Source organism: Methylocella tundrae (assembly GCF_038024855.1).
In the GTDB taxonomy this organism is placed as follows: Bacteria; Pseudomonadota; Alphaproteobacteria; order Rhizobiales; family Beijerinckiaceae; genus Methylocapsa; species Methylocapsa tundrae.
In genome coordinates this window covers 2,826,283-2,839,303 of record NZ_CP139089.1, presented here as the reverse complement: position 1 = coordinate 2,839,303, position 13,021 = coordinate 2,826,283, and the positions used below count along the sequence as shown (strand labels likewise).

The 13,021-nt window shown below is 62.3% G+C and carries 12 protein-coding genes and 1 pseudogene; 4 read left to right on the top strand and 9 right to left on the bottom strand.

Annotated features, from left to right (window positions below; translation table 11 throughout):
- Positions 1–40 precede the first annotated feature (40 nt).
- Positions 41–1,123, bottom strand: coding sequence for an ATP-dependent DNA ligase (locus tag SIN04_RS15335; RefSeq protein WP_134490568.1), 1,083 nt, complete (start codon positions 1,121–1,123; stop codon positions 41–43).
- Positions 1,123–3,795, bottom strand: a complete 2,673-nt coding sequence (gene ligD, locus SIN04_RS15330) for a DNA ligase D (RefSeq protein WP_341264033.1) — start codon at positions 3,793–3,795, stop codon at positions 1,123–1,125. The genes SIN04_RS15335 and ligD overlap by 1 nt, the downstream gene beginning before the upstream one ends.
- Before the next feature lie 432 nt (positions 3,796–4,227).
- Between ligD and SIN04_RS15325 the strand changes: the two genes are divergently transcribed.
- Complete coding sequence (locus SIN04_RS15325) at positions 4,228–4,842, top strand: SH3 domain-containing protein (RefSeq protein WP_341264032.1); 615 nt, start codon at positions 4,228–4,230, stop codon at positions 4,840–4,842.
- A 76-nt stretch (positions 4,843–4,918) separates the two neighbouring features.
- Here the strand turns inward: SIN04_RS15325 and phaZ are convergent, their stop codons facing one another.
- On the bottom strand, positions 4,919–5,959 hold the full coding sequence (gene phaZ, locus SIN04_RS15320; protein WP_423136029.1) for a polyhydroxyalkanoate depolymerase: 1,041 nt from the start codon (positions 5,957–5,959) through the stop codon (positions 4,919–4,921).
- A 394-nt stretch (positions 5,960–6,353) separates the two neighbouring features.
- Between phaZ and SIN04_RS15315 the strand changes: the two genes are divergently transcribed.
- Positions 6,354–6,848: an Hsp20/alpha crystallin family protein gene (locus tag SIN04_RS15315; RefSeq protein WP_134490562.1), complete on the top strand. Its 495-nt coding sequence runs from the start codon at positions 6,354–6,356 to the stop codon at positions 6,846–6,848.
- Between the two features lie 270 nt (positions 6,849–7,118).
- On the opposite strand, the gene SIN04_RS15310 is transcribed toward SIN04_RS15315, so the two are convergent.
- On the bottom strand, positions 7,119–7,976 hold the full coding sequence (locus tag SIN04_RS15310) for a universal stress protein (RefSeq protein ID WP_134490560.1): 858 nt from the start codon (positions 7,974–7,976) through the stop codon (positions 7,119–7,121).
- A 190-nt stretch (positions 7,977–8,166) separates the two neighbouring features.
- Positions 8,167–8,607 (bottom strand): DUF2267 domain-containing protein, encoded by a 441-nt coding sequence (locus tag SIN04_RS15305; protein WP_134490558.1) that lies wholly within the window; start codon positions 8,605–8,607, stop codon positions 8,167–8,169.
- Between the two features lie 322 nt (positions 8,608–8,929).
- Between SIN04_RS15305 and SIN04_RS15300 the strand changes: the two genes are divergently transcribed.
- Entirely contained in the window at positions 8,930–9,340 is a 411-nt protein-coding gene (locus tag SIN04_RS15300) for a DUF3775 domain-containing protein (protein WP_134490556.1), read from the top strand.
- A gap of 87 nt (positions 9,341–9,427) precedes the next feature.
- Positions 9,428–9,643: a ChaB family protein gene (locus tag SIN04_RS15295; RefSeq protein ID WP_134490554.1), complete on the top strand. Its 216-nt coding sequence runs from the start codon at positions 9,428–9,430 to the stop codon at positions 9,641–9,643.
- Positions 9,644–9,665: 22 nt separating this feature from the next.
- Here SIN04_RS15295 and SIN04_RS15290 read toward each other — a convergent pair whose 3' ends face one another.
- The 4 genes and pseudogenes from SIN04_RS15290 to SIN04_RS15275 all read right to left on the bottom strand — a co-directional run.
- Positions 9,666–10,328 (bottom strand): phosphoribosyltransferase, encoded by a 663-nt coding sequence (locus tag SIN04_RS15290; RefSeq protein ID WP_134490552.1) that lies wholly within the window; start codon positions 10,326–10,328, stop codon positions 9,666–9,668.
- A 139-nt stretch (positions 10,329–10,467) separates the two neighbouring features.
- Positions 10,468–10,905 carry a universal stress protein gene (locus tag SIN04_RS15285; RefSeq protein WP_341264031.1) on the bottom strand — a complete coding sequence of 146 codons (438 nt, stop codon included), beginning with the start codon at positions 10,903–10,905 and terminating at the stop codon, positions 10,468–10,470.
- A 102-nt stretch (positions 10,906–11,007) separates the two neighbouring features.
- On the bottom strand, positions 11,008–11,208 hold the full coding sequence (locus SIN04_RS15280) for a hypothetical protein (RefSeq protein WP_341264030.1): 201 nt from the start codon (positions 11,206–11,208) through the stop codon (positions 11,008–11,010).
- A gap of 852 nt (positions 11,209–12,060) precedes the next feature.
- A pseudogene (locus SIN04_RS15275) lies at positions 12,061–12,711 on the bottom strand (PEP/pyruvate-binding domain-containing protein); the annotation flags it as partial.
- Positions 12,712–13,021: the final 310 nt, after the last annotated feature.

The window sequence follows — 13,021 nt, the reverse complement described above, 5'->3', positions numbered from 1 at the left end:
TTTCCTCCATGCTCCAGGACGGCGGCCTTTGCCGAGGCTCTCAAGCAGCGCCTTGCGCCGGAGCGATCTGTTCGAGCGTACATTGCCGCGGCGCCTTGTCGGGACGCCAGCGGATCAGCTTCGTCCCATGCCGGAAGCGGCCGTCAGTTACGTGATCGAAGCGAACCTCGGCGACCATGACGGGCCTCACCGGCGTCCACTCGCCGCTGCGCTCCGTGCTCCACCGGCTCGGACCTCCCGGCGCCTGCCCCGTGAAGCCTGGCGTCTGGCGGAGCGCTTCGAGCTGGCGCGTCAAGGCCGGGCGCTCGACGTCCGAGATGGTCGAGGTAAAGCCGATATGGTTGAGCTTCCCCTCAGCGTCATATAGGCCAAGCAGCAATGAGCCGACTTCTTGGCCTCCGCTTTCGTAGCGAAAGCCGCCGACCACGCAATCGGCTGTGCGCAAATGCTTGACCTTGATCATCGCCCGTTGTCCGGCCTCATAAAAGCCGTCGAGACGCTTGGCGACGACCCCATCGGTTTCGCCGCGGCCCGCCGCCTTCAGCCAGCCTTCCGCTACGGCGTCATCCAGCGTGCGCGGCGAAAGGGTCAGCGTTTTCGAAACGCCGACGGACGCGATGAAAGTCTCGAGGACCGCGCGCCGCCGGCTGAGCGGCTCGTTCAACAGGATCGCTCCATCCGGCGCGACGAGCATATCGAACAGCGTCAGGCGCGCGGGCGTCGCCGCCGCGAGCTTGCGAATGCGGCTTTCGGCTGGATGCAGCCGCATTTGCAGAGCCTCGAACGACAAACGCCCATCGACCTCAATGACCAATTCGCCGTCAACGACAAAGCAGGGACTCGGCAGATCGGCAAGAAAGGCGACGACCTCGGGAAAATAGCGCAGAAGCGATTTCCCCGACTTCGCCCGCAGCTCGACCTTCCCGCCCTGCTTGAAGGCAAGGCACCGGAACCCATCCCACTTCGGCTCATATTGCCAGACGCCATCGGCTTTCGGCAGCGTCTGCGCGCTCAACGCCTCCATCGGGGGCGTCGTCAGGGGAATTGGGAACGGCGCATCCGGCTCCGCTTTGAGCGCGGCCGCGCTCTCGGCGCGAGACGTTTTGACGCCGCCGGGGGGCATCACGCCGCGACCTTCGATCGGCCAAGCTTGTTGATGGCCGCACCGAGTGATCGTTCTCCTTCGCAATAGTCCGCCCAGGCTTTGCTTTTGGCGATGAGGCCTGGCGCCGTGCGGATCGTGAATCGCTTGGGATCGAGACCGGCCTTCACCTGCATCCAGCTCAACGGCATGGAAACCGTAGCCCCTGGTCTCGCCCGCGGAGACAATGGCGCGATCGCGGTCGCCATCCGGTCATTGCGGAGATAATCCAGAAAGATGCGGCCAGTCCGAAGCTTTTTCGCCATGTTGATGACGTAGCGCCGCGGACTGTCGCCCGCCATACGCCGGCATACCTCCCGCGCAAATTCTTTCGCCTGAGGCCAGGTCGGTTCGCTGTCTTCAGGCGCGGCGAGCGGCGTCACGACATGCAGCCCTTTCCCGCCTGTCGTTTTGCAGAAACTGACCAAGCCCAGGGCGTTCAGCCTGTCCTTCATTTCACGAGCGGCCGCGACGACGTCGGAAAAAGCCACCTCCGGCCCGGGGTCGAGATCAAAGACGAGGCGCCCAGGGGTTTCAGGGCGATACGGCTCGCAGTTCCAGGGATGAAGCTCGAGCCCCCCGATCTGCGCAATCGCGGCGAGACCCTCGACGCGGTCGATTTGGAGATAGGGCTTTCGATCTCCAAAGACGGTGACGAGATCGAGCAGGTTGGAGGCTCCCGGCATGGCGTGGCGCTGGAAAAACTGTTCCCCGGCAAGGCCATCCGGCGCGCGAACGATCGAGCAGGGACGTCCGCGGATATGGCTCATCAGCCGCGGCCCCACCGCTTCATAATAGCGGGCAAGGTCGAGTTTGGTGACCGGTTTGCCGTCGCCGGCGTCCGGCCAGAGAGCTTTGTCCGGATTTGAGATCACGACTCCCATCACGACGGGCTTGCCCGTCTTGGCCGCGGCGGAGCGCCTTCCCACGGCTTTGATCGGCGCCACGGGTTCCGGAGCGCTCACGTCAGCGGCCCGCACTGGCGTCTCGACCTCAACTTCGGCGGCTGGCTTATCTTCGCGCAGCCCCTTGAAGGCGGCCTGACGAACCATGCCGGCGCCGGTCCAACCGGCAAATTCGATCTCGGCGACGAGTTCGGGCTTCGTCCAGTGGATGGTTGCGTCCTTACGCGGAGCGCCGGCGCCGGTGAAGGGCGACTTGGCCGTCGCAAGCGCCTTGAGGCGGGGCAGCAGCGTTTTCACTTTCGCCTCGCTATAACCCGTGCCGACCCGGCCGATATAGACGAATGCCTCGCCGTGATTGACCCCGACGAGGAGCGAGCGGAACTTGCCATTGGTCGTCGTCCATCCGCCGATGACGACCTCATAGCCTGCCCTGCACTTCGATTTTGTCCATGCGCCGGAGCGCCCGGACCGATAACGCGCATCGAGCTTCTTCGAAACAATGCCTTCAAGAGCCAGGCGGCAGGCGGATTTCAACACCGCGTCTCCGCCGGTGGCAAAATGCTCAACATAGCGAATGAGGGCGTCTTTTCCCCGCCCCTGCCCGTCAATCAATTGCCGCAGCCGATCTTTGCGCTTTGACAAAGGCTCGGGACGCCAGTCCCTCTTGCCTTCGATCAGAAGGTCAAAAACGAAAAAAATCAGATTATCGGTTTCCCGCTCAGACAAAGCCGCCTGGAGCGCCGCGAAATCAGGCGCGCCGCGATCGTCGAGCGCGACGATCTCGCCGTCGATGATCACATCCGGAAAAGACTTCGCTTCTCTCGCGATCGCCGGAAACTTCCCGGTCCAGTCAATGCCTTTGCGCGTCTTCAGCGTGACCTTTCCGCCTTCCACGCGCAATTGCACCCGGTATCCGTCAAACTTGATCTCATGCGCCCACCCTTCACCCGATGGCGGCCGCGCCACCGGCTGGCAAAGCTGCGGGGGGATGAAATCCGGCATCGCTTCGATGTTGCTCCGCGCCGGCTTGCTGGTGGATTTTTTTGCCCCCGCCAACAGGCCCGATCTTTCATCGGCGGCGAGACCGTGGTTCGAATCCCAAACAGCATCGGGGTCGGCCGTCTCGCTTCCGCTCAGCATGAATGGCTCCGGGCCGGCGCCCTTGCCCGCGGCGATCGCCGCCATCGGCCGGCCGGAGGCGACGGAACGATCTTCCGCGAGAATGGAGTCGGCGTCGCCTTCCCGCGCATATTCATCGTGGTGCTTGATCAAAAGCCAATTGGCGCGCTTGCCGCCGGTGCGGTCCTGCTTCATGCGCACAAGCACCCAGCTCCCGTGTAAACGCTCGCCGTAAAGCGAGAATTTCAGATCGCCATCGGCGAGCATGTCTTCAGGGCTTTTGTCGCCATCGGGAACCCAATAGCCGCGGTCCCACAGCTGGACCGTGCCGCCGCCATACTGGCCTTTGGGTATCGTGCCTTCAAAGTCGCCGTAATCGAGCGGGTGGTCCTCGACCTCAACCGCGAGGCGCTTGTCATGGGGGTCGAGAGATGGTCCGCGCGTCACGGCCCAGGATTTGAAGACGCCGTCCATCTCAAGACGCAAATCATAATGAAGCCGGGTCGCGGCATGTTTTTGAATGACGAACCGGCGGCGATCCGAACCGGGAATTTTGACCTCTCCGCTCGGCTCGGCCGTTTTGGCAAAGTCACGCTTTGCGCGGTATTTCGTCAGCTGCTTCTCCGCCACGAGTTCTCCGGAAGATTGTGAGCGTGCTGAACAGGCGCTTCGCCGCTATCGGGGCGCCCCAATGCTGCCTCGCCGCCGAAGCGCCCCAACAACAACGCGGCTGCAAAAGTTTAGTTCACGCATCTTCGCCGTCGCGGGGAAAATGTCCGCCCTTGTTCGGCTTCACGCAATATTGCTCAGGCGATGTTGCTTCGCTCGCGCCCGCGGGTTGCTTCCTGTTGCGCCAGATCATAGCTCAATGCGCGCCTTGCGAGTCTTAATCGTCGAGGCGGCGTCGCTCGTCAGCAGGCGGGCGGCGGCTACCGCGCCTTAACCCGTTCGCGAGTATGACAATTCATCATTACGGGCCGAGAACGCGCCTTTCGTCACAATTGCTGAATGGAGCGCCAGCGGCGCGAATATCGAGCTTCTCCCAACCGAATGAGAGCAATCATGAAGATCCTTTCGCTATCGCTTCTGACTGGATTGGCGCTCGCTGGAACACTCGCTTCGGCCAAAGCCCAGACCGCCGTCAGCCTGGATCTCGCCAATCTGCGCTCTGGACCGGGCACGGGCTATGCGGTGATAACGACGGTCCCCCCGAACGCCCCGCTGAACATTCTTCGCTGCCGAAACAGCTGGTGCCGGGTCTCCTGGCAAGGGCAAACCGGCTACATCGCCGCAAGCCTCCTCGGCAGAACGAGGGGCTCCTTCGTCGCCGCCGCTCCGCCGCCGGCGACCGTCTATGTGGGCCCTTCGGTCGTGGTCGGCGGGCCCTACATTGACCCCTACTGGGACGACTGGGGCTATGGCTGGGGCGGCGGCTGGGGACCTGGCTTGGGCTTGGGCTTGGGCTGGGGCGGCGGCTGGGGTGGCGGCTGGGGCCCGGGCTGGAGAGGCGGCTGGTCTCGTGGCGGATGGGGCGGGCGCGGCGGATGGGCCGGGCGCGGCGGTTTCGGCCGTCCCGGATTCGCGCGCGGCGGATTTGGCGGCTTCCGCGGGGGAGGCTTCCACGGTGGATTTGGCGGCTTCCATGGCGGCGGCTTCCATGGCGGCGGTCGACGCTAAAGCATGACGCCAAAAAGCGGAGCCGGTTTTCGGACGGCGGCGGCGCCCACGCGCGAATAACGGCAATGCGCCAGGCTCACGCTATGATGGATGAGGGATTTGAACGGTCCGGCGGCCTCGGGACGCCGGGCGCCCTTCCCCGGTCCTGCTCGCGGATGAAGCGGCGCAGGCGCGGAAGCACGGCCGAACGCCACACCGCGCCGTGAAGCAGGCCAAAATGGCCAACGCCGGGCTGCACGTAGCGCTGGCGCAGGGACTTCGGAATATTGACGCAGAGATCTTGCGCCACATGCGTCTGTCCGGCCCCCGAGATATCGTCCTCTTCCGCTTCGACCGTGAAAAGCGCCGTGCGCGCGATGGCGTCTAGCCTGATTGTCTCGCCTTGCCAGGCAAGGCGCCCGAGAGCCAGGTCAAATCGCTGAAAGACCCTGACGATCGTCTCCAGGAAAAATTCGGCCGGAAGATCCGTCACCGAAAAAAACAGGTTCGGGAAAGGACGCTCGGACGGATATTCGCCATCGTCATTCATGAATTTGCGGAAGAGTTCTCCGCCGGTCAGGATGTGACGCGTCAGATAAGCGAGCAGAGTGGCGATCTGAAGGCTCGCCGGATAAACGAGCCGCCCCTGTCCGGGATCCGGGGACGGAACCTCGATTATTGAGCTTTGCCGGAGCCAGGCGATGGATTGCCTCCTCGCCAGAAGATCGCTTCGCGTCGGGTTGATGCGCGGATCGATCTTGCCGCCAAACAGCGTCATCGATCGCGGCGCGCCGCTTCCACGGAGCGCGCAGATCGCCGTCGCCGCAACCGCCGGCAAAGCCGATTGGCAAAGACCGATGAGGTGAAGGTCGTCGCCCAGAAAATGCAGGAAATCGACAAGATAGCCGATGTTCTCGTCAAGACCGAAGCGTCCCTCCGACAACGCCACCTGCGACGCATCCGCCCATTGCGCGAGATAAAGGTCATGATCCTGCGCAAGGGCGAGGATCATGTCATAAAGCAAGGCGGCGCGATGGCCCGATATGGGGGCAACAACAAGGACGCGCGGACGAGGGCGGCTGTCGTCGCGTTCGAACCGGACGAGCCGGCCAAACGGCCTGTCCACGACGACCCTCATGGACAAGGGTTGAATCCGATCGCTTGTGTCGGGGAGCAAAAGGCCGAATGCTCGTTCCCTGAGGTCTTCGTCCTGCTGGCGGTGCGCCGTCATCGCGACCTTTCGTGTTGTAGCGCCATTTCCGACTGTGACCGCGGCCTCGGATCAAAGTTTAGCATGTTATATCAACATACAGCGCCGTAGCCATTCATATCAATCACCATATCAGAAGCTAAAGATACGCTTGCGGCTTCATCGAAATGCAAGAAGGCGGCAACCACGCCCGCTCGTTCCATTGCTGCATTCTTGACCTAAATCAACACCACTGTGGAACTTGAGGGTATAGTCTTCCTTGGCCGCTCAAGGCTATTCTTTGTAGCCTCTTGGCGGCGCGATCAGAAGTGGAGATGAACCCATGGCGCTGTTGCCAACGCTGAGGTCAAGAAATCAAAATCTTGCCGATCCATTCGCGGCGTTCAGACGCGAACTCGACTCCTTCTTCTCGGACTATAATCGCGGCCTTCCGACGCTCACCGAGGTAGGCGCCCAGATGCCCGTGCTGAATATCGCCGAGACCAAGGACGCGATCGAAATTACGACCGAACTTCCCGGCGTCGACGAGAAGGACATCAACGTCAGCCTCGATGGAAACCGGCTCGTCATCGCTGGCGAGAAAAAACAGGAAAGCGATCGGAGCGAGAAGGAGTGGCATGTGGTCGAGCGCAGCTACGGCGCATTTCACCGCGCCATCGCCTTGCCGTTCGAACCAAGCGATGCGTCGATTGAGGCCCATTTCGACAAGGGCGTCCTGCACCTCAAAATCAACAAGCCGACTGAAGTCGCCAAAGCAAAAAAGACGATCGACATCAAGGCCGGTCCGCCCAAGGGCGCCGCCCCGGATGCGGCCTGAGGGCCAACTCCCGGCGAGCCTGAAAGCGCAGCGCGAAATCCGGTCCGCTCAAATCGGATTTCGCGCCATAAATGCCGCCCTTGAAGACCCGCCGAAGAGCGGTGCGTTATGGCGCGGCCGGCCAGCGTTCAATTCGGTTCAGCCAGCACCGATGTTGTATCGCAAGCCGCACGGATAGAGGCATGCGGGCTTCGGGGGGAATCGCCGCTGGCGCCGGCTAGGGGCGGCGCTCGAACGCGCCGGACAGGACCGGTTCGCAATCCAAGGCCGTCAATGAGCCATCAACATAGGCGACGGGCAATCCGCGAGGAAACGCCGCGTCACGCCGCCTGTAATCCATTCGCGAAAGCGAGAATGCCCATAGGCGCCGAGCACAACAAGGCCGACGTCAAGGCGCCTGATCTCATTGAGAAGCGCGTCGGCGGTATTATCCCAGTTCGCAACATGGCGCAGCTCGACTTTGACGCCGTGACGGTCGAGATGACGCGCGATATCGGCGCCGGGCTCAGCGTTTCTCGCCTCGGCGGGACCGTCGCGGTCGACGATGGCGACGATGACGTCTTGCGCCTTTTCGAGGAAGGGCATCGCTTCGGAGAGCGCTCGCGCCGCCTCGCGCGTGTCGTTCCAGGCGACGAGAACCGTTTTGGTCATATGCTCCACTGTCCCCTGAGCGACCGGGACTGCTTCGTCGGGGACGACATAGACGCCGCGCCCGGACGCGAACAAGGCCGCCTCGATGACTTGCGGCCAACAGTCTGGCGCGTCCGCGCGATAAGGCTTCATCGTGACCATCAGATCGGCGGTCCGGGCCTGACTGGCCACCGTCCTCCATAAGCCGTCGGCAAAGAGGTCGAAGCGGCGCAACTCCGCCGGCGCCGCGATCGTCTCGAAACGGCGGCGAAGCGCGCGTTCGATCTGGTCGCCGTTTGCGCGGGCTTCGTCCTGACTGGCGGCGATGACGGGCGTGACAGCCGCGTATTCGGCCATCGCAAGCGTGATTTCCGGAAGGATGTTGGCGTAAAGCCCCCTGATATGCGCGCCAAAGGTCGCGGCTATGCGTTCGGCATGGGCGAGCCTCACCGCATCGTCAGCGGAGCCATCGAGATGGACGATAATGTCTTTGATCATGGTGAGCGACCTTTTCCTGACGCAGCGCAAAGGTTGCGTCCAACCCGGCTATGAAGCGCGAAGCGATGGCGCATTATGTCCTCCGGCGGCGCAGCCATCGTCTGCGCAAAATCGCGCCGCTATGTTGATCTGCATCAAGACGTCGATGTTTCGCGCTACGGATAAGGCAAGACGCCCTGCGGCCCTCCGGCTAACGCCGGGCCGCGGGCGGCCACAGGGCTTTCAGGGGCGCCGGCAGTGTGTCGATGATCTTGGCGGTTTCGCCGGGATCGAGTTCCTCGAAGAGCAGTTGAAAGACAGCCCGGGTCATAGCCAGCGCGTCCCGCGGGAACTGAGGCGGAAGCTCGGCGGCGACGCGCTGGACAAATTCGTCTACATGTTTGTCGTCGATCGGCTTTCCGGCGATCCGCCACCCCTCATAATAGACGCCGCGAATGACAATGGGGAGCTGAGCGCCGAAATGGACCGCCTGTTCGGGAGTCAAGCGGTCCCGCAAAGCATGCAGAACGGCGCGCAACGCGCTGTAGGCGTCATGGCGTTTTTCGAGGTGATGCTCCGCCGCGATCCTTTTCAACCAGAGGTTCGTCTGCTGGTTGGCATGCTCAAGCGCTGGAATTTGCGCGTCGCCCATGTTTGCCTCCGTTAAGAAATGGCGTCTGATTCATGATAAGGTTACTCGCCCCCTTGTACGCAAGCCTTGTTCCTGATTAAGAGTTTTGACTCAATGGGAACTCGTCGGCGGCGGTGGTGTTGGTTTGATCGAGCGCGAGCTGAACGTTGCGCGCCGCATAAGTCGCGATGGCGAGGCGGCGTTCGCCTGAAACTATATCCGCCCCTTTTGAGCTTGCTCAACCCGCTGCGCGCGCTCGCCGTTAATCTCATCTTCGGCAGACCGATCTCACGCCGCCGGTCGTTACGTGTTACGTTTTAGGCAATCTTTTTGGAGGCATGTGATGCCCGACCTGTCCATCTCGCCTGAGAAAGTATGCTTCATCATCGTCAAGGTCCGCCAATTCGACGCCAAGGATGCGATCACCGAGCCAGACCCTGGATCCAACGCGAGCGATGACGGCATGGTCGAAGTGCTTGAGGATCATCCCGATGATCCGGTGCGCGTCGAGCTCACCAGCGTGATCTGGGGTTTGAACGAGGACGAACAGATCGATCTTGTCGCCCTGGCCTGGCTTGGACGTGGCGATGGTGATCTCTCCAACTGGGACGAGCTGCGCGCCGAGGCGGCCCGCGCCCATAACGACCGCACGGCCGCCTACCTCCTGGGGATGCCGCTGCTCTCGGACTATCTGGAGGAAGGCCTTTCCCAATTCGGGGAGTCCTGCGCGGGTTATGATTCGGGGCTTCTTTAGGGCGTGACGCCGAAAGAGCGGAGCGCACGCCGCCGGACATATTTGCGCTCTTGAAGATTAGGCTCCAGCGGTTGTTTTGAAAAACTGATGCCTTATCGCGCCAACGCAGATCTTCCCGCCTCCATCCGCGAGCGCCTGCCCGAGCACGCGCAGGACATCTATCGCTCGGCCTTCAACCACGCCTTCGCCGCCCACGCCGGCGATCCGCGACAGGAGGAAGCGGCGCACCGCATCGCGTGGGCGGCCGTGAAACGGTCCTACGTGAAGGTTGGAGATCGCTGGGAGGCGATTGAGCAACGGTAGGCAAGCTTTGACCGCGAATAGCTCAACCCGTGGTGCGCTGTTCTGTTGGAAAGCGGCTCAAAATGGCGATAACCTCCCCATCGCTCACCTGTCGGAAGTCGTCGTAGAAAAAACCGATGGCCCCGAACAACTCCGGCGTCTCCAGACAAATCAGGGCGTCGGCCTCCTGGCGAAGCTCACGGACCGCGTCGGGGGGAGCTACAGGGATGGCGAGAACAAGCTCCGCGGGTCCGCGCTGGCGTATTGCGCGCAGGGCGGCCTTCATCGTCGCGCCGGTCGCGACGCCATCGTCGATGACGATCACTGTCTTTCCGGCAATCTCCGCCCTGGCCCGTTTGCCTATGTAGCGCTTTCGGCGGCGCTCGATCTCGGCGAGTTCGTCCCTGCAGGCCGCGTCGAATTCGGCGCCCGCGACGCCCACGCTCCGGATCACGTCATCATTGCGAACGATGATGGGCGCGGCGCCATCGACCACTGCTCCCATCGCCAGCTCCGGCTGCGTCGGCACGCCGATCTTGCGGACAAGAACAAGGTCGAGCGGCGCGTTGAGCGCAGACGCGACCTGCGCCGCGACAGGCAGGCCGCCACGCGGCAATGCGAGAACCACCGGCTGCTTGCTCTTGTAGCTCGCGAGCGCCTCGGCCAGCTGGCGGCCGGCGTCTTCCCTGTCCAGGAACAGGCTCATGAATCCTCGCTTCGATTCGCCGCGAGGTCCGCTGCGTCTGTCGACATTTTGTTAGCTCCCGCTGGCATGGCGTCTGATTCGTTGAAACATCCCGCGCTCCCCGAGAAGAGCCTACGCCCGACTTCAGCAGGCGAACAGGCTACCTGTAGACGAGCACCGGAACTTTTGAGTGCGTAAGCACCTTGAGGGTCTGACTGCCAAGGATTATCGCGTCAAGACCGCGGCGTCCGTGTGAGGCCATTGCGATCAAATCGCAGCCTCTCTGCACCGCCGCGTCAATGATCGCCTGATATGGCTGATCGTTCTCGACCTGCAATGTTTCGCAAGGAACCCCGAGCGCCTTGGCCTTAAGCTCGGCGACCGTCAGATAGTCCGCCGCCCGCTCCCGGCCTAGCCTCTCATGGTCGGCGCGCATTTTCGAAATCTGATCGGCGTCGGAAGAAATGACATGAAACGGCTCCGCGATCGTTATGACGGTGACCTTGGCCCCCGTCTCCCTCGCGAAATCAATGCTTTTTTCCATGGCGACGATCGACAGCGGCGAACCGTCCGTTGGGATAAGTATATGATTATACATAACGCTACCTATTTTCTGCGAAGTATTCCGCCCTGGCCGAGAACGACAAAACCGGATGGCGACGAATACAATAGATCAAGTTCGCCGTAGACGCAGTGGAGATTATGTCCGGCTTTTTTGCATCACGGCGGCGGCGATCATGGAGAAGCGGCCGCGAGGACTGTAGTCACAGTAGCCGAAGGCGCGCCCGCCGTCTCGCGCGTCATTGCCGGCGGCGAGACAGACCTTTTCATCCTGTGCGCTGTTCTCGGAACGGTGGAGAGAGGGGTGGTCGCGATCGACGCGATATATGGAGTTCGTCAACGAGACGCAGGATGCGCCGCCAACAGCATACGAGAATCCCCACAATCAAGAGGTCGAAGCGGTCACAACCGATATCATGCCGGACAATCGCTCGTAACGCCGGGCGAGGCTGTTGATTGTGTTGGCGGAGGTGCGCGGAAGGTCATGATCAACGGAAGCCACGAAGATAAATGGAAAACACGGGGCGCAGGCATAAAGCCACGTAGAACCCTCCGGGCTGGCCGTCAGCCCGTGCGTTGATCTGATTTATTCTCCTGGCGTTAATCCGGCGGTCAGCCGGGAGCAACGAAAGCCAGGCGTTATACGCACTCGCTCCTGTGGGTGAAGCGCCTTCGGCTCCCGCTCACCTCGACATCAAGGAGCACTGTTCCCGAAGCGCCCGTGATGCGATAATTCGTAAGCTTTCCCGACGAACATTCGCCCGGATTTGCCGCGGCCTCAGCGCCTTTGACAGCATCTTCGAAGGTAGCAAAGCTCAACCCCAGGTCGTGAGGCTCCATTAGCCCATGGGCTCCGCGTCCGTATAGCTGAACCTTGAACATTGTCGGATTCTCCGCTCCCACGCCAACGCATGAGACGCCCTCGCGGTTCAATTTTAAATGATGAATCTGCCAGACCGGCGGGTTGTGGCGCGCACGCTCCGATTGCGAAACTGGACCGCGCGGACGCCCAAGGTAAGCCGTCTTCGCTATCGATTGATGGAGCCCCTAACGCGCCGCGGCCGCCGCGCGTTCCGCATCCGCCACCACCTTCAGCGCGCCGATCAGGCTGGATGGATTGACGCTGATGGAATCAAATTCCCCAGCGGACCAGAGCGGCGGCGATCTCGGGATAGTTTGCAGGCGCCTCGCTCGCCACATCGCGAAATCCGGTCTCGGTGTCGAGGGTGAAGATCACGCCGCTCGAGCCGACATCCGAACGCACCATTTTGATCACGGCGACGGACAGGGCGACCTTGAAATGATCGAAGCCATTGTCGAGGCGGTAGGTGATGGCGCGGTCGGTGAAGATCGAGGCGAAGCACTGCCGGCAGGCCTCGACCGCGGCGGCCTCGCCGCTCACGTTCAGATAGCTCTCATGCTGGCCGGCAAAGCTCGCCGTCGGCAGATCCTCGGCCGTCGCCGAACTGCGCACCGCGACGGAGAGGCTCCCGCCGCATCTTTTCTTCAACTCCCGGTAGGCGGCGACGATCTGACGGCGAAGCTCCTCGCCTCCAGTCGCTGCGTAGACGATCCGGCGCGCCTCGGCCGCCCTTTCGGACAAGAGATCGACGTCGCTTACGTCCAGCCCGTCGAGCAGGCGATGCAATGGCGCAGGGGCGCCCGCCGCCGTGAGGGCGTCGCGGTAAGCCTCAGCGGTGACGGCGAAGCCCGGCGGAACCTTGACGCCCTGGCCCGAAAGCGCCGAGCAGAGCTCGCCGAGCGAGGCCGTTTTGCCGCCGACGATGGCGACATCGGCGCCGCTGAGGTCTTCAAACCAGCGGATATAGTTTGAGCTGGTCATCGGCTCCTCGCCCTTTCAAGGCCTCGAACTTGCTCCAAACGAGGCTCGCGCCCCTTGATCGCGATCAATGGTGGCGGCCCAATTCCGGTTGTAGGCCTATTTGCATCGGCAAGAGCAGCGGGGCGCCTTTGGCGCGGCCGGTGGATCGTAAGCACATTGACACATGCAGTCGCTATCGAATGGCTGATAAACGCATCGCTCGTTCCAGATCATGGGAGCGGCGCTCGCAGGACGCGGCTGATGAACCTTGTGCGAGACATGCGAGAGCCGGCAAACCGCCTCCTCCGGCTCGGGGCGAGACTGAAGGGCC

Coding starts and splice junctions, on each gene's coding strand:
- SIN04_RS15335 (WP_134490568.1), bottom strand. CDS start 1,123: ATGCCCCCCGGCGGCGTCAAAACGTCTCGCGCCGAGAGCGCGGCCGCG.
- SIN04_RS15325 (WP_341264032.1), top strand. CDS start 4,228: ATGAAGATCCTTTCGCTATCGCTTCTGACTGGATTGGCGCTCGCTGGA.
- phaZ (WP_423136029.1), bottom strand. CDS start 5,959: ATGAGGGTCGTCGTGGACAGGCCGTTTGGCCGGCTCGTCCGGTTCGAA.
- SIN04_RS15315 (WP_134490562.1), top strand. CDS start 6,354: ATGGCGCTGTTGCCAACGCTGAGGTCAAGAAATCAAAATCTTGCCGAT.
- SIN04_RS15310 (WP_134490560.1), bottom strand. CDS start 7,976: ATGATCAAAGACATTATCGTCCATCTCGATGGCTCCGCTGACGATGCG.
- SIN04_RS15305 (WP_134490558.1), bottom strand. CDS start 8,607: ATGGGCGACGCGCAAATTCCAGCGCTTGAGCATGCCAACCAGCAGACG.
- SIN04_RS15300 (WP_134490556.1), top strand. CDS start 8,930: ATGCCCGACCTGTCCATCTCGCCTGAGAAAGTATGCTTCATCATCGTC.
- SIN04_RS15295 (WP_134490554.1), top strand. CDS start 9,428: ATGCCTTATCGCGCCAACGCAGATCTTCCCGCCTCCATCCGCGAGCGC.
- SIN04_RS15290 (WP_134490552.1), bottom strand. CDS start 10,328: ATGAGCCTGTTCCTGGACAGGGAAGACGCCGGCCGCCAGCTGGCCGAG.
- SIN04_RS15285 (WP_341264031.1), bottom strand. CDS start 10,905: ATGTATAATCATATACTTATCCCAACGGACGGTTCGCCGCTGTCGATC.